17 protein-coding genes are annotated in these 21,293 nt (G+C 54.5%); 5 read left to right on the top strand and 12 right to left on the bottom strand.

The features are described 5' to 3' along the window. The first annotated feature begins 106 nt into the window (after nucleotides 1-106). Genes Q4501_RS15810 through Q4501_RS15820 form a run of 3 tightly spaced genes read left to right on the top strand, consistent with a single transcriptional unit; the run spans nucleotide 107 to nucleotide 5,078 of the window. The gene (locus Q4501_RS15810) at nucleotides 107-847 is read left to right on the top strand and encodes a response regulator transcription factor (RefSeq protein WP_303597234.1); all 741 of its coding nucleotides are present in this window, start codon (nucleotides 107-109) and stop codon (nucleotides 845-847) included. Next, the gene (locus tag Q4501_RS15815; protein ID WP_303597235.1) at nucleotides 840-2,477 is read left to right on the top strand and encodes a FecR domain-containing protein; all 1,638 of its coding nucleotides are present in this window, start codon (nucleotides 840-842) and stop codon (nucleotides 2,475-2,477) included. The genes Q4501_RS15810 and Q4501_RS15815 overlap by 8 nt, the downstream gene beginning before the upstream one ends. Nucleotides 2,478-2,510: 33 nt before the next feature. Then, nucleotides 2,511-5,078, top strand: a complete 2,568-nt coding sequence (locus Q4501_RS15820) for a CHASE2 domain-containing protein (protein WP_303597236.1) — start codon at nucleotides 2,511-2,513, stop codon at nucleotides 5,076-5,078. 7 nt (nucleotides 5,079-5,085) lie between these two features. On the opposite strand, the gene Q4501_RS15825 is transcribed toward Q4501_RS15820, so the two are convergent. The 5 genes from Q4501_RS15825 to Q4501_RS15845 form a co-directional block, all read right to left on the bottom strand. Next, a complete protein-coding gene (locus Q4501_RS15825; protein ID WP_303597237.1) occupies nucleotides 5,086-5,301 on the bottom strand; it encodes a fibronectin type III domain-containing protein in 216 nt (71 codons plus the stop codon). Nucleotides 5,302-5,821: 520 nt separating this feature from the next. Beyond that, nucleotides 5,822-6,667 carry a hypothetical protein gene (locus tag Q4501_RS15830; RefSeq protein ID WP_303597238.1) on the bottom strand — a complete coding sequence of 282 codons (846 nt, stop codon included), beginning with the start codon at nucleotides 6,665-6,667 and terminating at the stop codon, nucleotides 5,822-5,824. Then, nucleotides 6,657-7,901 carry a hypothetical protein gene (locus Q4501_RS15835; protein ID WP_303597239.1) on the bottom strand — a complete coding sequence of 415 codons (1,245 nt, stop codon included), beginning with the start codon at nucleotides 7,899-7,901 and terminating at the stop codon, nucleotides 6,657-6,659. Before Q4501_RS15835 ends, Q4501_RS15830 begins: the two co-directional genes overlap by 11 nt. After that, complete coding sequence (locus Q4501_RS15840; protein WP_303597240.1) at nucleotides 7,901-8,536, bottom strand: hypothetical protein; 636 nt, start codon at nucleotides 8,534-8,536, stop codon at nucleotides 7,901-7,903. Before Q4501_RS15840 ends, Q4501_RS15835 begins: the two co-directional genes overlap by 1 nt. Then, nucleotides 8,529-12,254 (bottom strand): ATP-binding protein, encoded by a 3,726-nt coding sequence (locus Q4501_RS15845; RefSeq protein WP_303597241.1) that lies wholly within the window; start codon nucleotides 12,252-12,254, stop codon nucleotides 8,529-8,531. Before Q4501_RS15845 ends, Q4501_RS15840 begins: the two co-directional genes overlap by 8 nt. A 205-nt stretch (nucleotides 12,255-12,459) precedes the next feature. Between Q4501_RS15845 and Q4501_RS15850 the strand changes: the two genes are divergently transcribed. Together Q4501_RS15850 and Q4501_RS15855 are read left to right on the top strand one after the other, a co-directional pair. After that, nucleotides 12,460-12,693 carry a DUF2061 domain-containing protein gene (locus Q4501_RS15850; RefSeq protein ID WP_303597242.1) on the top strand — a complete coding sequence of 78 codons (234 nt, stop codon included), beginning with the start codon at nucleotides 12,460-12,462 and terminating at the stop codon, nucleotides 12,691-12,693. 124 nt (nucleotides 12,694-12,817) lie between these two features. Next, nucleotides 12,818-13,243 carry a GFA family protein gene (locus Q4501_RS15855; protein ID WP_303597243.1) on the top strand — a complete coding sequence of 142 codons (426 nt, stop codon included), beginning with the start codon at nucleotides 12,818-12,820 and terminating at the stop codon, nucleotides 13,241-13,243. 53 nt (nucleotides 13,244-13,296) lie between these two features. Here the strand turns inward: Q4501_RS15855 and Q4501_RS15860 are convergent, their stop codons facing one another. From Q4501_RS15860 to pqqB, 7 genes are all read right to left on the bottom strand, one after another. Beyond that, nucleotides 13,297-15,045: a NahK/ErcS family hybrid sensor histidine kinase/response regulator gene (locus Q4501_RS15860; protein ID WP_303597244.1), complete on the bottom strand. Its 1,749-nt coding sequence runs from the start codon at nucleotides 15,043-15,045 to the stop codon at nucleotides 13,297-13,299. Further along, the gene (ercA, locus tag Q4501_RS15865) at nucleotides 15,029-16,192 is read right to left on the bottom strand and encodes an alcohol dehydrogenase-like regulatory protein ErcA (protein ID WP_303597417.1); all 1,164 of its coding nucleotides are present in this window, start codon (nucleotides 16,190-16,192) and stop codon (nucleotides 15,029-15,031) included. The genes Q4501_RS15860 and ercA overlap by 17 nt, the downstream gene beginning before the upstream one ends. Nucleotides 16,193-16,263: 71 nt before the next feature. Continuing rightward, on the bottom strand, nucleotides 16,264-18,021 hold the full coding sequence (locus Q4501_RS15870; protein WP_303597245.1) for a prolyl oligopeptidase family serine peptidase: 1,758 nt from the start codon (nucleotides 18,019-18,021) through the stop codon (nucleotides 16,264-16,266). Nucleotides 18,022-18,118: 97 nt separating this feature from the next. Continuing rightward, the gene (gene pqqE / locus Q4501_RS15875) at nucleotides 18,119-19,276 is read right to left on the bottom strand and encodes a pyrroloquinoline quinone biosynthesis protein PqqE (protein WP_303597246.1); all 1,158 of its coding nucleotides are present in this window, start codon (nucleotides 19,274-19,276) and stop codon (nucleotides 18,119-18,121) included. Further along, the gene (gene pqqD / locus Q4501_RS15880) at nucleotides 19,273-19,566 is read right to left on the bottom strand and encodes a pyrroloquinoline quinone biosynthesis peptide chaperone PqqD (RefSeq protein ID WP_303597247.1); all 294 of its coding nucleotides are present in this window, start codon (nucleotides 19,564-19,566) and stop codon (nucleotides 19,273-19,275) included. Before pqqD ends, pqqE begins: the two co-directional genes overlap by 4 nt. Further along, complete coding sequence (pqqC, locus tag Q4501_RS15885) at nucleotides 19,566-20,321, bottom strand: pyrroloquinoline-quinone synthase PqqC (RefSeq protein ID WP_303597248.1); 756 nt, start codon at nucleotides 20,319-20,321, stop codon at nucleotides 19,566-19,568. The genes pqqD and pqqC overlap by 1 nt, the downstream gene beginning before the upstream one ends. Next, nucleotides 20,318-21,253: a pyrroloquinoline quinone biosynthesis protein PqqB gene (gene pqqB, locus Q4501_RS15890; protein ID WP_303597249.1), complete on the bottom strand. Its 936-nt coding sequence runs from the start codon at nucleotides 21,251-21,253 to the stop codon at nucleotides 20,318-20,320. Before pqqB ends, pqqC begins: the two co-directional genes overlap by 4 nt. Nucleotides 21,254-21,293: the final 40 nt, after the last annotated feature.

The raw sequence follows: 21,293 nt of genomic DNA on the forward strand, positions 1-21,293 counted from the left end.
TGCCGAGAAGCATTTTGTGATAATTGCCTGATACGACAGGACATCCTGTATCGCGCGCAGCGAAACAGATTTGCGAAAAGACATCATCTACTCCAGGAGAGGCGCAATGCGCATTGCTCTGCTTGAAGACCAACAGGAACAGGCTCAGCACATTCAGTCTATTCTTTCCGAACGCGGCCATCACTGCGACAGTTTCCCGACCGGGCAGAGCTTTCTCAGCGCGGTGCTGCACCGAAGCTATGATTTGATGATCCTTGACTGGCAAATTCCTGACATGACCGGCATTGATGTGCTGAAAAGCGTCAGAGCACAAATTAACTGGCCAGTCCCTGTGGTATTTCTCACCCAGCGCGACAGCGAATCCGATATTGTTGAGGCCCTGGACGCGGGAGCGGACGATTTCCTGGCGAAACCGGCGCGCGCCGCCGAACTGGTAGCCCGAATCAATGCTCTTGCGCGTCGTGCCAACCCCGACAACGAGAAAGAAGTCCTTAAATACGGACCTTTTGAGGTTAACACCCAGCACCGAACTATTTCTCTCCATGGTGAGGCCCTCACCCTGACCGATAAAGACTTCGACCTGACGTTGTTCCTGTTTCAGAACCAGGGCCGTCTGCTTACCCGAGAAGTACTCCTGGAGCGGGTTTGGGGACTAGCCAGAGATATCAATACCCGGACGGTAGACACCCATATGAGTCGCCTGCGGCGTCGACTTGGTCTGAACCCGGAAAACGGCTTCCGTATCAAGACGATCTACCAGCGCGGTTATCGCCTTGAAGCCATGAAAGCCGAGGCTTCAGATGGGGAAATGGCAGAAGCCCAGGAAGTGCAAATATCGAATGACTGAACACCGTATGGCTTCTACCACCAAAGTATTCCTGTTGCTGGCTCTGCTGGCGCTGGGCATGCCTGTGTGTGCAGAGCTCTCTATTACTCGTGGCTCAGCAATACCGGCAAAAAGTGGCAGCAACAATGCCTCGCCTGAGTGGATTTACACGCTCAAACCCGGTGAGAGTTTTACGGAAGTGGCCAGCGACCTTCTGGTAAAAAGCTACGGTGTCGCCCGACTGCTTCAACACAACGCCATTGAAAACCCTGCAACGCTTGGAGAAGGCGACCGCATTCGCATTCCCCTGTCCTGGCTGAAAAGACAGCCCGACCCTGCTCGCGCCACCTCGGTCTCTGGCAACGTTCAGCTTATCTCGGGCATGAATGGACAGAAAAAACCGCTGACCCAGGACACCCTGATACGAGTAGGCGACGAGGTGCTTTCCGGTGCCGGAGCTGCAACTATCACCCTGGCTGATGGTTCGGAAGTGCGCCTGTCTCCGGATTCACGCCTGATTTTTAACCGCCTGACTCAGTACGGCAAGTCCGGCATGATAGATACGCGCTTGAGGCTCAATCGGGGCGAAGTGCATACCCGGGTCAAGCCAGTCATTGAAGGGGGGGCCCGCTTTGAAATTGAAACCCCATCTGCCGTTGCCGCCGTTCGCGGTACCGCATTTTCACTGCAAACCGGGCCGGAAGGTACCAGCGTACAGGTTACGGAAGGCGTGGTTGACTTCGGAGCTCGAAACCGCGCTCAGCGAATTCCTGCCGGCTACAGCGCAACTATTTCCAGTATCAGTCGCAACGAACTGAGCATCCGCAAAATGCCACCCGCGCCAGAAATCAACCCACTGGCCCCGGTACTCAACCAACTACCGGCAGAGATGACGTGGAAGCCAGGTCCGATTCCAAACTATCGCCTGGATATCTTTGAAACAGACAGTGGTCGTTGGATTGAAAGCCGTGAAATCAGCGGTAACCGATTCGATATCAGCCGCCTGGACAATGGCCAGTATGAGGTTCACCTGGCAGCGTTTGACCAGCAAGGAATGACAGGGATGCCCGGGATACTGCCAATAGAAGTTGATTTGCAGGCCCGAACAGCCAGCCTGCTGACACCGGAAAGCGAGGGCAGCGTAAATGACGACATGCCCGAATTCCGCTGGACCCTCAATGGTGAAAACGAACTTGCCAGGGTAGAAATTGCCGAAGATGAAGCCTTCCGGAATCTGGTGGCAACCAGTGAATGGGCACCTGGAACAACCGCCCTTCCTTCCCGCCCGCTGAGCCCTGGCCAGTATTACTGGCGCGTTGTGACAGAAGCCGGTGGGAACTCCGTGGCGACAACCCGGCCGCGCAAACTGATCGTAAACGGGACGCTCCCGCCGGTTCGCATTATCAGCATCAATTACATCGACAGCCAGGTTCGTGTGTTCTGGGAGAAGGTGGATACAGCGGCCAATTACCGGATGCAGCTGGCAGAAGAACCGGGCTTCAACAACATCATAAAAGAAGCTACTCTACCGGATACCACAGCGGCCTTGCGTCTTATTCCCGGAAGGCGGTATTTTGTGCGCCTTAAAGCTCTTTCTGATGGCCCGTTACAAAGCCGCTGGGGACCAGGGAGGGAGTTGTACCTGGAATAACATTTTGGACGACCAACAAGCACAGCAGGACTCATGACCCGGGACTGGTTTCCAATTAAAACGACTCCATGGACGCTCGGCCTGGCACTCCTGCTGATGTTTCTTCTCGCAGAAATGACAGCTCTGCCGCAACGCGTTGACTACTGGCTGCTTGACTCCGCCATGCTAGCAAGCCCGGCGTCCGCATCCCCCAAGGTATCAATCGTCGCAATTGACGACCTCAGCCTCGCCCAACACGGCCGCTGGCCCTGGCCACGAAGAACTCACGCTGCTCTTATCAGAAAGCTGCATCAGGCCGGTGCCGAAACCATTGTATTTGACGTACTGTTTACCGAACCTTCTCCGGACGACACTGTGCTTAAGCGCGCCATGCAGGCCCATGGCAAGGTCATTTTGCCGGTGCACATCTCACCACCAAGCTCACGCCTGTTGTTGAGTGAACAATTCCCGGCACGCGAATTGATGACCGCCGCTGCAGGCCTGGGACATGTGCACGTCGAACTGGATCACGACGGTATCGCCAGAGGGCTCTACCTGTTCAACGGTATGGCCCGCCAGCTGTTGCCAGCTCTCGCGCTGGCAGCCTCTGATGTCAGTTCCCGACAACCTGAATCAAATGGTTCACCTCCATTTGTAAACGTACGGGACGACTATCGGATTACCCCCCTCGCAGGTGGTGCTGGCACGCTGCCCACATTCTCCTACAGCGATGTACTCAACGCTCCTCCAGCTTCGGACGTGTTTAGTGGTAAGACGGTTTTTGTCGGCGCCACAGCAGCCGGATTGGGAGACGTCCTGCCAACATCCTTCTCTGGCCTGAGCAGGCCGATGTCCGGTGTTGAATTTCATGCCAATGCATTTTCTGCGCACCAACAAGGACTGCTTATCAAGCCGGCGCCTGGATGGGCCGGCATAGCTGTAGCTATGATAACACTCGTATTGCTGGCCATTCTGTTGCCACGCATGCGCCCAGCCCGAACCCTTTTTGCCTGCATTGCTGTGGCCGGAGCTATTTTTGGCCTGTCCATCTTTATGCTGACCGTATTCAAGGTGTGGCTTCCCATGGCTCATGCTCTGATCATCCCCCTGCTCGCGCTCCCTACAGCCAGCGGCCTGCGCCTCGCAATGACCAATCGGTTCCTCAACCGACAACTGGATGAATTGGCCCGCACGCCAAGGGTGAATTTGCCTGAGCTTTCCAAACGCCCCCTGACGCAGCTTCTCGAACATTTTCAGGCGCTGTTTCAGCCACGTGGCTGGTTACTGATGGAAGATAACAACATCCTTTCCAGCCGCAATCTTGGGCTAGCCAACATTCCTGAAAATCTGGAGCCAGGGCTTTGGCAAAATGACGGAAACCTGAGCTGGATTCAGCTGAATCGCGGCAACAGCCAATACACGCTGGGCCTGACGTTGCCCAACGATCTGAGCAAGGACGCAATACAACGCTACCTCAGGCGATTAAAACTTTCAGACTCCGGCATGGCAACAGCAAAGTTTCAACCGAGCGAAAACATCTCAGCACGCATCGAGCGTGTAAAGGTAGCCACTGATCGCCTGAACCACATGCAGGAGTTTATCCGCCGTAGCTTCGAGCGCATGCCCGACGGCATCATCGTGACCGATGAACTGGGCATCATCCGTTTTGCCAACGGGCATATCGAGGAGTGGTTCGGAGAGCCTATGCCCAGCCTTGGCGGGCTCCCACTGACGAAACTGCTGGAAGGTCATGATCCACGCGAAACCCCGCCCTGGCATGAAACGGTTTCAGAAACCCTCACACTGCTGCAAAGCCGGACCGTAGATCTGAACATCCGGGATAAGGACTTCCTTATCCATTTCGCGCCCTTCGCACTTCCCGATAGCAATCAATACGGAATTATTGCCAATGTATCCGATATCTCCGAGCTTCGTGAACAGCAGCGCCAGCACCGAGAGGCCATTGACTTTATCTCCCACGATGTTCGGTCACCCCTGGTGTCACAACTCGCTCTCATCGAACAGCTGAAACGCGACCCTACTCACATTGACCAAAGCCAGCTGGATCAACTGGGGCGGCTGGCAAGACGGAGCTATCACCTGGCTGAGGAGTTTGTTCAGCTGGCGCGGGCGGAACAGCTGACCGAGACCCGCTTCTATGAGTGCGAATTTCTCGCAATTGTTGAAAATGCGCGGGACAGCGTGAGCGAGCAGGCACTGGAAAAAGACATCTCATTGCAGCTACAAGGCACAGAAGACCTCTGGTTAAGAGGGAATGCAGAACTGCTTGAGCGCGCTGTTATCAACCTTCTGACCAACGCCGTTCAGTACAGCCCGGAAGGCTCAGCTGTCAGCCTCCAGGTGTTTCGTGCAGGGCACCAGGCATGCCTGACCATTGCAGACGACGGCTCTGGCATAGACCCGGAAGAACTCCCCCATCTGTTTGATCGTTACCGTCGCCAGAAAAGCAGCGAACTGGCAGGCATCCATGGTACCGGGCTTGGGCTTTCGTTTGTGAAAACAGTGGTAGAGAAACACCGCGGCGAAATCTATGTGGTTTCGAGCCCCGGAGAAGGCTCATCTTTCACACTTAAACTTCCAATTACAGATCCGATGTCGTGAGCCTTCGTCAGGATTTGATTTCCTTGTCAACGACTGCGGACGGTGCACTCAACAAACCATTATTATCCTGAACCAGAATTGTAAAATACCAGGTCCCAGTGTCCAGACCGCTCACTTCGTGTGTCATCCGGGCATCCACCTGAGCATCGTAAATTATAACTTCCCGGTCCAGATTATCGGCATCCTGGCCGTAGCGGATAATGTATTTATCCAGCTCAGCCATTTTGATCCCATCACCGTTTACACGGCTCTCAGGTGCACTCCAGCTCAGGACAGCGGATTTCTCCTGGGACGGAAAAGCAGGCCGATTGACGGTACTCTCGGTGTCGCTACTCGCGGAGCTTGAGACAGAGTCTGAGCTGTCAGAATCAGAACCACCGCCACAACCTGTAAGCAAAACTCCAAAGGAAAACGCGGCTATCCATGCCACTGACACTTTAATGACGCGCTTCATAGTATTTTTACACCAATATATCGTCGAATTTCCTGAATGATACAAAACGCGGACGATTATCAATGTGAGGCTTGTCATCTATCCAGTTAATAAATCGTCAATATTTCGTCAGGAAACCGTAATAAAGCAACCGGATTGACGCGAGTCACTGAGTGTCCGGGCAATTTTTTGCCCGGCACTTATTGGTGAAGCGAAAATAGTAGATCATTAAGAGGGGCCGCATTGCGCGACTAAAAAAGGTGTGAAATGATTTCCGGCCGAGGGGCTACTTAACGACTGCTCAATCTTCTTAGCGCGTAATGGAGAGTGCTACCAATGGCATTTGCCGCCGAGTCAGGTGCTCCTGCATCACCGCAAGCTCCTCATTCGCCATATGTTCCGCGATGGCACGAAGCTCTCCGGCGGCCAGGCCTTTCAATCTTTTGAGGGCAACTGACTGCTTGTGATGGACCTTTGGCTGATTGAACGGTGTGTACCTGCTGAGTTCGCGCCATTTAACAGGCACCAGGGTGCTTCCCTTGCCTTGCTCAAGTGCCAGTGCGAGCCCAGCGGGATCAAAGTCAAAGAACCAGGCGAGTTTGTCTGCGGGCTGTTTGCTGACGATTTCAACAACATTACGAACGTTTTCCCGGTGGCCCCGGTATAGAATCACCGAATCCTGCCAAGCACCTGGTAGTTGAAGTTCAGCCCAAAAGGGCATGACACCACCATTTTCAATGATCACGAGGTTACGGGTTTGAAGGTCATCGATATCGAGATGATCCGGTAGGACACTGCACACACTGCCCCGGGGAGTCTGGAAGTTTTCGCCGTTCACCCTTACCGTCGTATTGCCGGCTGTTGCAAAAACAATCAGCTGGCCAAAAACTGAATCACTGCTGAGCTTTTCACTGGCATTCTGAAGCGCCATAGCCATCCGACCACCGACACGGGAATCGTATTGTGGATCTATCCCATACTGGGACTGGACATACGCCCTCAGGCGCTGCTTCTCGTCGGCAGTAAAGTGAATATCTCTGCCGATGACCCGCCCTACTCCATTCTCTTCGCAAATCCGTTCCCACACCGGGCTACGCTTAACCTTCAGTCTGGCTGCCTTTAACAGACGCTCAATGGCAGCGACCTCAGCTCGCATTGTTATGCCTCAGCGTCAGATCAGAAACCATGACATTATCCGAATACACCTTGTGCGGAGCCTGATGGTAAATCACTTCGATGTGCTGCTGATCTCCATCTGGCAATGATTCAATCTCCGAGACAATGGCTTGCAGCCAGTCGGCTTTATCAATCCCCAGGCCTGCACTGGCAAGTGCCTCGGAGGCCAGGATGGTTCGCTCACCCAGAACGCCATCTACGACCAGTTGAATCAACTCTTCGATGGCTTCCTCTACCGGATCATCTTCCTCAGCTTCGGTTTCACCCGCAACGTCAAAGCTAACGGTATCCACATCGTCCGGTACATGCTTGTCTTCGATTTCGACGGGAAGGGTTCGGGCCCTGGCAGCGAGCTCGATAAGTTCAAGATCGTCAGATGAATCATAGATATCCCCGAAGCCTCGTATCTGGAAAGGGGCTACCGTATTGAGGAAGTCAGGAACTCGCTTGAGGTCCAGGTGATCAATGGAGGGTTCAAATCCCCGATTGTTAATAAAATGCGCCTCAAAAGCGCCAACCATCCGGCTTAGCCGCTGGTCTTCGCGCATGCGTACCAGCATCTTGCGCAGCTGGTTAAGTGCGTAAGAAAGGTTCTTCTGCGAGGATTCCAGGGTAGCAGGCAGGTGCCTCAGCAAAAGACGTTTCAGGAAGGCGTCGGAACCTGCTTGCTCCGCCAGCTCAGGAATGCGAAAGCTCTCGAACAGGGTAATCAGCCGACCTGCCCGCTCGATGACCCGCTCGTTTTCACGGATGCGTAGATTCAGGTCTGTGATATAGGCAAAGCCGGTGTTGATGTAGGTTGCAAAAGCGTCCGTTGCATTCCTGATATCTTCGATCACATCCGCAAGGCATTCCTTGATTTCACCTTCAAGCCGATCGATATCGGACAAGGCTGAACGTTTCTTGGCTTCTTTGTATTCCTGGAACAGCTCACTAAGCTGCTGCCACAAAATATGTACCTGAGCACTGGCGTAGCGGCGCCTTTCTGACTCGGTGATATGATCAAGGAACTGAACCAAAACCTTTTTCAACTGCAGATCTTCGGATTCACCAATGCGCCACACAAGGCGATGGTGCTCAAGGGTTTCAATCAGGCTGAGATTGTCATCCGAATCCGGAATCCGGTTGCCGTTCCGAAGATGAGCCTCCAGAATGGCTTCACCGTATTTGGCCAGGGCCCGGAGCGTTCCGTGAGCATCTTGAGCGCGTGCCATCAGTGCAGCCTCATTTGCTCGGACTCGGCATCATCAGCTCCCTGAATGCCTTCATGGGTCTGGATAAACGTCATGGCATCGTACAGCCAGCTCCATCGGCCAGTGGCGCGGTATAGGCTCCCGCTGGTGCCGATTGGTTTCAGATACCCCATTTTCTCTAGGCTGGAGAGCACCGCACGAATCTGTCCTGCCGAATCCGAACGCTTAGTGTGAAACACCTTTTTTTCCGCCAGCGATCTCAGCTTTGATTCCAACGCCGGTGCCGCAGCAATACGGTCCAGTATGGCGCCTTCCGACAGCTTGTCTCCCGGTAAAACCGGGCGGTCATTGGCTTCCAGCATCATTACGAGCCGAAGAAACTGCACAAACGCCTCAAGATTATTGGCAACATCCCGGAACTGATGGCGGATAGCATCTTTGGTTTCGGTATCCGAGGTATCCAGGTACGCACACACGAAGGCGTCATGGGCACTGGTCTGGCGAAGCGTTCGGTTGATCTGACCCAGGAAACGATTGACGGAGTCCTGATTGGCCGGCAATAGCAGGTAGTTATAGAGCTCATCATCACTGACCTCACAGATAACCCGCTCCTGAAGCAGGGCCGTGACGGTTCTCTCGAATAAGGGGCTACTCATGGCTTACGCCCTCCTCTGCTGCCTGCCCATCGTGGCTTACACTGGCGAACATTTGTGCATGCCTGTCATTGCGCACGGACGATTCGTAGGTATGAATGCGCCCTTCCTTCAGTGAGATCTTGTTCTCAAAGAACTTGCGCAGACTTCTGTCCAGTTTCGGGCAAGCGGAGATCATGGTCAGGTTGTTAGCTTCCAGCATATCTGCAAGGTGAGAGATGTTGTTGGGGCTGAGCGTGGCCAGCTCATCAATGGGCCAGGTAATACGAGTATTCAAATCCGGGCACAGGTATCGGGTAAGCCCCATGAACACGGTCATGATTGCCAGGTAGGTCAGGCCAGTAGAGCTGGCAGAGAGGAAATCCGCGTCGGTGCGAATCACCACCTGCCGGTCGTTCTCTTTCATCTCCAGGCGCATGTCGATCATCGACTCAACGCTGTCTTTCACTTTGGCGTCACTAAGCGTGTCGGTAACCAGCTTGAAGCGCCTCAGCACTGCATCGCTGGGTAGTGAGCGGCGGTTCATGTGAATCCAGGTTTGCCACTGCGCCACGAATTCCTTTAACGGCTGCCAGGTTTCGTCCTCATAGACCCTGGGTTCAAGCACAACCTGAATATCGCTCAGGCTTTCAATCTGCTGGTCCGTATTGATCTTGCGCTTCAAGAGGCTGGAAACAGCTTTTACTTCACGAGCCATCACTTCCAGGCTGTCGAAATACTTCACCAGACTGCCCGCTTCGGAAATGAACTGATCGATCAGTGCATCGCGCAACTGGGGGATATCGGTATCCAACAGCTCTCGCAGATCCGGAACCCGCGCCAGCTTGAAGCTCTCTTCATAATCCTGAACATCGCCGGTCATCTGGCCACGCCGGTGGGCTGACAGCTTTTGCCACGCCTGTTGTATCTGGGTGTTGTCATACCGGTTCAGGATAGCGGTTGCCTGATCAAACGTACCTACCACCGCTTTACGCAACTGCTCCAGTTTCTGGTAGGCGCTCTGAAGCTCCTGAGTAAGATCGGAAATATGCCCCGGGAAGCCTTCCGAGAGCGTCTGCCCCTGGAAGTGTTTGAGAAGGCTTTCCGCCGCTTCTGTTTGATCCCGCAACTCTTTGATAGCACTTTGATGTTCTGCAATTGAGATTTTTAGTTTGCTGTCCTGCTCCTTCCACGAACGCTCCGTTTCCTCCCGCTTTCGAACCGCAGTCTCGCGCAGCATCCTGGCCTGGTTCGCTTGCTCAGTAAGCGCCTCAACCTTACGCCATTCCTGTTCTCGCCACTTGCGATATCCGCGCACCAAATCCTCAGACGCCACAATCTTTTCGACTGTTTCTGAGAGTTTAGCCAATGTGTCTCTTGCTTCCTGAACCACTCTCGGATCAATACCTTCCTCAGAGAGACGCTGGTCGTATATCTGGCGCTTTTTCTTGAGGCGCGCCTTGTATTCCGACTCGGCTGATGCAATCGACTCCGACGATTGCTCCACGCTGGCTTGAAGCTCAGATTCCTGTTCCGCCCAATGCCCTCGAATATCAAGAATCTGCTGCTGAAAGCCGGATTCGACATCCCGAATACCATCGCCCGTCTGCTCGTCGAAGGCCTTAAGGCTGCTCTGGACAGCTTCCAGATCTTTTGTGATCTTGGCAATCCGGGCGGCCTGCGCTTCCTTGACTCGCAAGCGCACATTGCCCAACTTGTTCTGGGCGTTGCTACGAGTACGCTCAAATAGAGAAAATTCTGTTTCCAACCTATCAGCAGCTTCCACGCGGTCTTTGTAGGCGTCATGCCGTCGTTGCGCCTCTCGCTCGGTGTCTGCCCGCTGCTTGATGGCAGCCTGGCGGTCGGCATCTATGCTTCGGCTGCGCTCCAATAGAGCTTCTTCGGAGGCCGCAAAATCGGGTGTTGGCAGATTATCCAGTACGAGTTGCCAACCCATAACAGCGTTGCCACTGGCATCGGGGTCGAGGATGGGCGCCAGATCTTTTCTGTGCAGTAACTGAGGATTAACAACTTTTGCCAGACGGCGTCCCCACTCCGGGTCCTGAGCCCGTAGCTGAGACAACCAGGTACCATCTTCCGGAGCAATCTGCCTCTGAAGTTCGTTAAACCGATCTTCCAGCTCCTGGACTTTTACGTCCATCTGCTGAACCTGTTCCTGCGCGGATTTCCAGTCACGATCAGTCTGGTCCCGTTTACGGCCAGCTTCCAGACGGTTCTCGTGTGCCTGCGTGACCTGCTCGGCCGCTTCTTCAGAGGCTTGTTCGGCAACAGCAATTTCTTTCTGCTCCGCTTCGGTCTGCCCGGGGCTTTGCCGGAGTGCGGATAGGCGGGCTTGCTCACTCGCGAGTTCTGATCGCTCTGAAGACCGGCTGTCTTTGTAGGCTGAAACCGCCGTCACCTGGTCTGTTCTGACAGCATTCAATTTCAAATCATAAGCATGTTTCGCTGAGGTAAGCGCATCACTCGCCTCTCGCAAGCGCTGCTGGCGCTGAGCCTGCTGTTTCTCATGTTCGCGTTGGATCGTCTGCTTCTCAAGCTCGTACTCGCCCTCAATTTCAGAGGCCTTGCCTGTAAGACTGTTGTAATCGGCCTGTGCCGTCTCCAGGCGCTGGCGATAATCGGGCAGGTTGTCGAAGCTCTGGGCCAGGTCTGACAAACCATCGGCTTCATATCTGTCGTTCTGCTTGTGCAGAGCCGCAACTTGCTCATCAAGCGTTTCAAAGTTGGCGTTATGATCAGTAACCTGGCGGGCAAGCTGGCGATCCGTATCTTCAAACTCCGCTCGCAGGTCTGTTCGCTGGCCCTCAAGCCGTTCTTTCTGCTGGCCCAGTTCACTCGCTTTCTCCCGGGCTTCCTCCACGGTCACACTTAAGTTGGCAACTGTTTTATCAGCCTGCTCCAGAATAGCCCTGCGCTCTGCATCCTTTCTGAGGCATTCACGGATTTTCTCTTCCTCATCTGCAAAGGCAGAAAGGCTCTGGATATCGGCAATCAGATCTTTACGGTCAATAGCCCGGGGCTTGGCGTGTTGGTGGATGTTCTCAAACTGCGTTTCGCAGATCATCGCCTTGAAACTGCTAAGGAGGCGATGTTTGTTCAATACCACGTGGGTCAGCCGCTCAATGTTAGTCATTTGAGTGTTGCTGTCACCCAGGCCAAATTCAGCAGCCAGTGCACGCAGTGATCGGGCATCTGCAGGCAAGCGCTTCAGCAGCTTTTGATTGCGCTGAATGATTGCCCGGTAATTGGTTATGGTGTCCACCATTTTGGAAACGGTTACGCCCCGTTTGCGGAGAGCGGCAAACACATCGTCGGCACTGGCTCCCGCCTGGAGAATCTCTTTCACCTCTGACGAAAAGAAAGTTTCTTCCGCCGAACCAGCCACAAAACGGTAGCAGGGCTTTCCTTGAGCATGCCGGTACATCACAGCGCAATAGAGCCCTGTATGTCGCCGGTACTCAAAAATGATGAGGCTTTGAAAGGTCGGCAGGTAGTAGTCCAGGAAAGACAGCTTACCCGAGGCCTTGGTAACGATTCGCTCCGGCTCTTCCCCAAAAAAGGCTGGAACAAGTGCCAGAACAGACGTTTTACCGGCCCCGTTTACGCCCCCAAGGTGCGTTCGTTCACGACAATCTATTTTAATGGTTCGTCCCTTCACTTGCTTGAAGGAGTGGTGCAGGACGATGCTTTCTAATCCGTAGCTTACAGTCTCGCCAGACAAACTGATTTCCCCGTAACGGCAGGTCGTTCTTGATACTCGCAGTATACAGGGAATGGTTTACGGACATAGCCAGAGGTCTGGCGCACGGAAGGCTGATCGGCCGGTCTGATATAGAAAAGCTATCAAAAACATTAAAACAAAAAGATTTAAGCTTTAATGATATTGGTTATCATTATCGAAACCACAGCAGTCAGGAAACAATGTCATGTACATTAACGTCGCCAAACACAGAGACCTTATCAAAACAGCCACCTTTGCTGTAATGCACTTCAGCGTCGCATTTCTGGTTACATGGGGATTAACCGGCGACATCCTGATAGGTAGCCTTGTCGCCATGGTTGAGCCTGCGGTTAACACGGTAGCGTTTTATTTTCATGAGAAAGTATGGCGTTGCGCTAAAGGAAGCGACGGAGCCTTACGCTTCCAGCCGCAAGGATAATCAGCTGTGCCGAGACGGAGGGGGCCGGCACTAAAGTCGCCGTCAATTAATAATTTGGTCCCATGTACAGCATCGCCAGTGTTCTGAGATCGTGAAGAACAAACAACAATACGAGGGCGAAGCTATGAACCAGTATCAAGGTAAGTGTTTTTGCGGCGCAGTACAGTTCGAGGTCCGTGGCGTTCCGGAAGCAATGGGTTATTGCCATTGCGATTCGTGTCGTCGCTGGTCAGCTGGGCCAGTGAATGCCTTTTCACTATGGCCTGCAGATGCCCTTCAGATACTGGCCGGTTCCGACCAAATAGACGAATTTCACCTGACAGAACAAAGCCACCGCAAATGGTGCAAGCAATGCGGTGGTCATATCTTCAGCGATCATCCGGCCTGGGGTTTGGTTGACGTCTATGTTGCAAACCTGCCGCAACTGACGTTTGAGCCAGCGCTTCATGTGCACTATCAGGAGTCGGTATTACCAATTCGTGATGGCTTGCCAAAGATGAAGGATATGCCGGCGGAAATGGGCGGCTCAGGGCAAACCCTGCCGGAATAAAGTGCTAGACGTGCCACATAATGCCCCTGTCACAAACGATGGGGGCGATCCTGTTAACTCGTTGACAGCAAGCTCGTCAATAGTGCCCGAAGACGATTGGGCTTTACCGGCTTGTTCAGAATAGGCAGGTGCTGCGCTCGCATCTGCCTGCGCAGTTCGTCACTACAATCTGCAGTAACCAGAGCTGCGGGCAATCGCGTACCCAGTAACTTGCGGACGGCCTCAATGGCCTGCCAGCCTGTTTTTCCACCATCAAGATGATAGTCGGCCAACACGGCTGCCGGCATGGTGTTTGTCTCTCGCAAATAATCCAATGCCCGATGCTCGTCCGTACTGGTAATTACCAGACAACCCCAACGCTCCAGTAACAATTTCATGCTCGCAAGTATGGCCGGCTCGTTATCAATCACCAAAATCTGAATACCGGCAAAGCCTTGCGCAAAGCCGGGCACGCCCTGAACGGCGGGCAAAGCGGCCTTGCGGGCTGCGTTCATGTCCACAGGCAGCACCACGGAAAATCGGGAACCTCTACCCGGGCGTGAAGCCAACTCTATCCGGTAACCCAACACCGAGACCATGCGCTCAACAATAGCCAGCCCGAGCCCGGCACCCTGTCGGCCACCGCTGCCTTGCGGCAATAGCTGATGAAACTCAGTAAAAATATCCCTCAGTTTGCTTTCCTCAATGCCTACACCTGTATCCCACACTTCAATTCGGAGGCTGTCGCGTCGCGCTCTCAGTGCCAGTAGAACGCGGCCACTGCGAGTGTAGCGAAAAGCATTACTTAAAAGGTTACGTAGAATACGGGTGAGCATGCGCTGATCGGTCTTTATCAGCGCCGGAATGGTACGAACATGGAATCGCAGACCAGCGTTGGTCGCTACGGCTTCGAATTCTTCACCCAGGCCTTTGGCCAGGGCAGCGACATCCGTCAACAAGAGATCGGGCACCATGGCCTGCTGGTCCAGTTTTGATATATCCAACAAGTCCGCCAGCAAATCTTCGGCACCCTCAAGCGCGCGGTGTACCTGATGCACCATTCTCGCTTCTTCCGCCGGCAACGCACTTTCCTGCAGCGCCGATATCGTTAGCCGCGCTGCATTCAGGGGCTGCAACAGGTCATGGCTGGCGGCCGCCAGATACTTGTCTTTACTACGGTTGGCATCGCTTGCGACCTTTGCGGCAACCACCAGTTCGCGTTCGACTTTTTCCCTTTCTTCAATCTGAAAGTGCAACCCGGCATTTGCATCCTGCAGCGCCTTGGTACGGTCTTGTACGCGCTGTTCCAGGTCTGCATTCATCTGTACCAACTTCTGCCGCGCTTGCACCCTCTCAGTGATATCCGCCACAAAAGCCTCGACCACTTCTGGACCCAAATCCGGCCGCCTGAGCAAAGTTATAGCCACATTAACCGGCGTGGCGTCGGCACGTCGCAAGCGAATTTCACGGGCACTCAGACTACCGTTGTTGAGCAGTTCCTGACGCAACACATCGAATTCGCTGGAGCTACAAAACAGCTGTTCACGTAAACGAATAACGCGGGCTTTCAGATCTTCGGGGCTTGCATAGCCACAAATCTTGGCCATTGCGGGGTTACAGGCCAGGAACCCACCTCGCAAGTTAGCCTGGAAAATACCGTGCAATGCTTTTTCAAACAGCCATTTGTAACGGTTTCGTTCCTGCTCCAGCTCCTCGATGCGCGCCTGCAAAGCCGGGTAGTAGTTCTTACGAACCGATTGGCTACCCAGGCCAAGAAGGTCAACAACTTCATAACCGTCTGCGCGGTCAGAGGGCTTCTTCATAGACAACCTGAACATCGCGGAGTGTTGATTTGCGCGGATTGGTTAAAATACAGGGATCCTGCAACGCAAATCCGGAGAGAGACGGAATATCAGACACACTGACACCCAACTCCGACAACTTGGCTTCTAGCCCAACAGCCCGCTTAAGTTGAATAATACGGTTCATCAAGCGCTTCTGGATCTCGGCCTGGCCCATACCTCTGGTGTCGATACCCATGGCTTCGGCTACACGGCGAAACCGATCTTCCGCAGAGCGGAAATTATACGCCACCACGTGCTCCAGCAGCATGGCGTTGCACAAACCGTGGGGCAAATCCAGAAACCCTCCCAGACTATGGGACATCGCATGAACCGCCCCCAGGATGGCATTGGAGAATGCCAGGCCGGCTTGCATGGAGGCCAGCATGATTTGCTCGCGTAAATATCCATCAGCGGTATTAGCGACAAGCGGCTCCAGGTTACGGTTAATCAGCCGAATCGCTTCCAGTGCGTTGGCATCGGTTAGCGGCCCGCTACCTGTGGACACGTATGCTTCTATTGCATGAACCAGCGCGTCAACACCGGTACAGGCCGTCAGATAGCTACTCATGGTTTCGGTCACTTCAGGATCAATCAGCGACACATCCGGGACAATCGCTTTGCTGATGATGGAAAACTTGAAGCGACGCGCCGGATCAGAAATGATCGCGAACTGTGACACATCGGCCGAGGTGCCTGCGGTGGTGGGAATCAAAATCATCGGTGGCGGCGGGTTTACTATGGTATCCACCCCCTCAAAATCCACAATGTGACGGCCATTGCTCACGACAATAGCGATGCCCTTGGCACAATCCATAGGGCTGCCGCCACCAATAGCGACGATGACATCGCACTCTGACGATTTGTAGAGTTCAGCGCCAGCCATAACTTCATCAACCCGCGGATTGGCAGAAACCCCCGTATAGACCGTGCTACCTATTCCAGCATCGGTCAGCAAGGTGACGATTTCGTCCACCCAGCCGGCGGCGGACACGCCAGGATCAGAAACGAGAAACACCTGTTTCGCACCAAAATTACTGGCAAAGTTGGCAACCGACTTTCTTGATCCGGCTCCGAATACGATCTCTGGAGAGACAAATTTTCTTAAAGCGGATAGGTCGTGACCCATGATCATGCACTCGACACTGGTTTTGTTTTTATAAGCAATACCCGACAGTTTAACTCAAGCTTTGGCTGCATTCATCCGATGGTTCGCAGCCGCTGTTGATAAAAGCTGTAAAGTGCCTCAAGCATGGCGGCCTGGTTCACCTGCTTTAAAATGCCATGGCCTTCATCCGGGAACCAGTGCAGCTCAGGTTTCAGACCCGCCTGCTGCATCGCCTCGACCATCATACGGGTCTGTTCGGGCACCACCACTTTGTCCTGCCCGCCCTGAAAAAAGATCACCGGCGAGGCGATCGTTGCCGTGCGCAGCCGAGGTGTGCGCTCCTGCCAGCGTTGTGAATGGTCTTCGGGGTTGCCCAACAACCAGTCCAGATAACCGGATTCGAAGCGGTGAGTCATCCGCCTTAGCTGCAAGGGGTCGGTAACACCGAACTGACTCGCGCCGGCCTCGTAACGCTGATCCTGACTCAAGGCCATCAACGCCGTGTAACCACCGGAACTGCGCCCCTGAATAAATGTGCTCTTCCCATTCACGTAACCTGCGGCTTTCAGAAATTCTGCAGCTCGCGCCATGTCTTGCACATCAATATCGCCCCAACACTCTGCCAATGCCAACCGGAATGCCCGACCATACCCACTGCTGCCACGATAATTCACCTCTGCCACCGCAAAGCCTCGCTGGCACCAAAACTGAATCAAAGGGTTGAATACGGGATACGCTGCCGACGTCGGCCCGCCATGAACAACCAGGATCAACGCCAAGGGTTCAGCATTCGGTTTCAGCGGTAAATAAAGGAAACCCTCTGGCGGAGTACTTTCCTGCCCAAGAGCCGGCACCTGAAACACAGTGGGGTGCGCCACCACATGCCCGGGCAAAGCCGGCTCACCTCCGGCAACCACCACTATGCCCGCATTTGTTGGATCTATCCTGAGCACAGCGTCCAGATGATCAGGCGAGCGCCCAATGGCATACAAAAAACCTCCGCAGGCACACAAACTACGAAAGTCACTAAACTCGGGTGCCACCCGCACGGGTTTTGGGTGTTTGCTTCCAGACAGCCATAATTCGCCACGACCTTGGTGATAATGGGTTCTAGCCCAGCCGCCACCTGGTAACGGGCAATGGTGAACCTCAGCTAACTGCCAAGGCGCATTGGCGTGGTCGCGATCCGGCACTGAGGCTTTTTCCCAAGGGCTGGCCGGGCTCTGCAGGTCAAGCTTCCAAGGCTGCCACCAACCGTCATGGTCAGACAAAACCCAAAGCTCCTGCCCTGAGAATACTGGCTGCTGAATTGATGCAGGCCGCGGTGCAGGTTGCACACGCGGCCCCTCAAGTGTGCCATCGGCTGACACCCTTGCCGTCCAGAGCCGGGTCTGTATCCAGGGCATGTCGGGCAGCTGCCAGCTGATCCAGGCAATATGGCGACCGTCGTCTGAAAGTGCGGGCGCGCCGTAAAAATCCTCACCCTGGTGTAGCACTGTCAGCAAGCCATCGCGACCGACTGAAACCAGTTGTTGTCGGCCATCGATTACTCCTTGCCCGGTTTCACGTACTGCCAGTACACGGCGCCGCAAGGGGTCAGCCACCAGACCGCCATAGACAGCTGTATCGGTAGTCAATGTCTGGCTCCACTGCCCTGCCCCGTGAGCAAACAGGATGCTCTGATCATCACTGACCACAAACACACCATCCTGTGTAGCTGTCAAAGCACCACCACCGTACCCGTTGACTCGGCTGCGAACACTGCCAGGAAGATTGCTCAGCGCCGACGCCTCGCCATCCCCATTCAGCATCCACACCTTATTAGCGCCGGTTTCGGGATCGCTCTGCAACCAGAAAACACCGGCGTCTGAGGCGCATAAGCCGCTGCGCTGGACGTAACCAGCGCAGGCTTCAGCAGCGCTCAGCAGGCTTTCGGCGGGCGGCTGTTCAGCCGCGAAAGAACATGCGGGAGTTACCGGTGTTGCGATAGGTCAGCTCCTCAATACCTGCGGTGGCATGGTCGGCCGCCTGACGTGCGGCCAGAATGCGGTCGTGGTGAGCCGATTTACTGCACACCGGGTCGGCGTTATCGGCGTTGCCGGTAAGCAGAAAGGCCTGGCAGCGACAGCCACCAAAATCCTTGTCTTTCTCATCACAGGAGCGGCAGGGTTCCGGCATCCAGCGATCACCGCGATAGTGGTTAAAACCGGGGCTGTCGTACCAGATCTGCTTGAGGCCTTTGTCGCGAACATTCGGGAAATCAATGGGCAGCAAGCGCGCACTATGGCAAGGCAAAGCCGTGCCATCCGGTGCCACTGTCAAGAACAGGTTGCCCCAGCCATTCATACAGGCCTTCGGGCGCTCTTCGTAATAATCCGGGGTGACAAAAATCAGCTTCATTTCTGAGCCGGCTTCCGCCTGGCGCGCGCGATACTCATTCACTTCGCGTTCGGCTTTCTCCAGTTGTCTTCGCGACGGCATCAGCCCTTCACGATTTTTGAACGCCCAGCCGTAATACTGGCAGGTGGCCAACTCTACATAGTCCGCTCCCAAACGATCACACAGCACCATTATGTCGGTCATTTGGTGAATATTGTGCCGGTGAATTACGAAGTTCAGCACCATGGGGTAACCGGCCTCTTTCACCGCTCTGGCCATCGCCAGCTTTTGTTCAAAGGCCTTGCGCGAACCCGCCACGGCATTGTTCAGCTCAGGATCAGAAGCCTGAAAACTAACCTGAATGTGGTCCAGCCCGGCACTGGCAAACGCCTCAACTTTGCTTTCGGTCAGGCCCAGACCCGAGGTAATCAGATTGCTGTAGTAACCCAGATGTCTGGCTTCAGCAATCAGTTCCTGTAAGTCTGACCGCACCAGAGGCTCACCGCCGGAAAACCCCAGTTGCGCGGCTCCCATATCCCGCCCCTGCCGTAAAACCTTGACCCAGTCTTCAGTACTGAGTTCTTGCTGGGTCTGGGCAAAATCCAGAGGGTTTGAGCAATAGGGGCACTGCAGAGGGCAGCGATAAGTCAACTCGGCCAATAGCCAAAGAGGTGGCCCTACATTGGTTGCCTTATCGCCATCTGGCGCAGATATTGGCGCAGTCATGAAAAATCAATCCAGTGTTGTTCGCGGGCATGCTGCAAAAACTCGTTAACATCACCAGCCAATGGCCCAGCCTCAGGAAAGGCACGCTCCAACGCGCATACAATATCCTGCACGGTGCGCTGGCCATCAACTTCACGCAGAATCGCACCCGCGCTTTCGTTAAGCTTCACCATGCCTTCGGGATAAAGCAACACATAGCCGTTCTGAACCGGTTCCCACTGAAACCGAAAGCCTCGACGCAAACGCGGGATGCTCCCCGCCGTTTCGCCAACCGGTGCGACGTTCGCCATCACAACCCCCTGTGCCAGACTTGCTGATCGGTGACTGTGTGAAACGGCGGCGTTTTGTGGCTATAGGCCATGGTCAGAGAGTCCAACAGGCTCCAGAGAATATCCAGCTTGAACTGCAAAATATTCAGGGCGCGAGCCTGGTCAGCGGCCGTCGTGAAATGTTCCAGGGTGATCGACAGGCCGTGCTCGACATCACGACGGGCTTCAGACAAGCGTTTTCGGAAGTAGCTATATCCGGCCTCCTCAATCCATGGATAATGCTGGGGCCAGCTTTCCAGGCGGGACTGGTGAATTTCAGGTGCGAACAACTCGGTTAACGAGGAGCAGGCTGCTTCCTGCCAGGTAGCGCGGCGGGCAAAGTTCAGGTAGGCATCCACCGCAAAGCGCACACCGGGCAACACGTGGCGCTGATCAATGACTTCTTCGCGGGTCAGGCCCACGGCTTCAGCCAGGCACAGCCAGGCTTCAATGCCACCCACATCGTCATCATGGCCATCGTGATCCAAGATTCGCTGCAACCATTGTTTGCGCACGCCGGCATCAGGGCAGTTCGCCATAATGGCGGCGTCTTTGCGCGGGATCATCACCTGGTAATAGTAGCGATTGGCCACCCAGCCACGAATCTGCTCCGGGCTGCATTGACCACCATACATGGCCTGATGATACGGGTGATGGATATGGTAAAGACGGCCTTTGTCGCGTAACGCGCGCTCAAAGTCCGCACGATTCAGGGTGGCGTTCACAATGGCGTTCATAGCGTCCCCGACAGATCCAGATGCATTCCGTCCCAGGCCACTTCAATGCCGTGTCGGGCCAACTGAGCCCGCTCGGCTGAGTCCTCATTCAGGATCGGATTGGTGTTGTTGATGTGTATCAGAATCTTGCGCTTGGCCGGAATGGTGTCGAGCACCTCTATCATTCCACCGGGACCATTCTGCGCCAGATGCCCCATCGCCTGGCCGGTTTTTGTACCGACCCGCTGGCGGATCATTTCATCGTCGTGCCATACAGTGCCATCAACCATCAGTACATTGGCCCGATGCATCCACTGCAGAATCTGCGCATCCGGCTTACCCAGACCTGGCGCGTATAGCACGGTCTGACCTGTACGGATGTCTTCAATAAATACACCAATATTGTCACCGGGATGCGGGTTATCCCTGCGCGGCGAGTAAGGTGGTGCATTGCTCAGTAAGGGTATGGCGGTCAGCTTGAGGTTTGGCACACTGGGTATTACAAAAGCTTCTCCGGCTCCATCACCAAGAGGGATTTCACGCCAGCGCAAGCCACCATTCCAGTGCTCCAGCATCGGGAACAATGGAAAGCCACTGCTCAGGTCTTCATGTACCTGGGAGGTACACCAGACATCGAGCGGCAAACCTTCCCGCAAGGTCAACAAACCGGTGGTGTGGTCTACCTGGCTATCCATTAACAGCACGGCTTCAATACCGGTGTCGCGCAGCTCACGCGCCGGTTGCATGGCAGGGAAAGATGAAAGCTGGGCGCGAATGTCCGGAGACGCGTTAAACAGAATCCAACGCTCGCCATCTTCACTGACCGCGATGGATGATTGTGAACGGGCGTGGGCGTTAAGAGTGCCTTTTCGGAAACCGTCACAGTTTGCACAGTTACAGTTCCACTGTGGGAAACCGCCACCTGCCGCTGAACCAAGAACCTGAATGTACATAAATAGAAGCTCCGGAAGTAAAACGGCCAGCGCCATAGCG

This window comes from Marinobacter sp. 2_MG-2023, assembly GCF_030546935.1.
In the GTDB taxonomy this organism is placed as follows: domain Bacteria; phylum Pseudomonadota; class Gammaproteobacteria; order Pseudomonadales; family Oleiphilaceae; genus Marinobacter.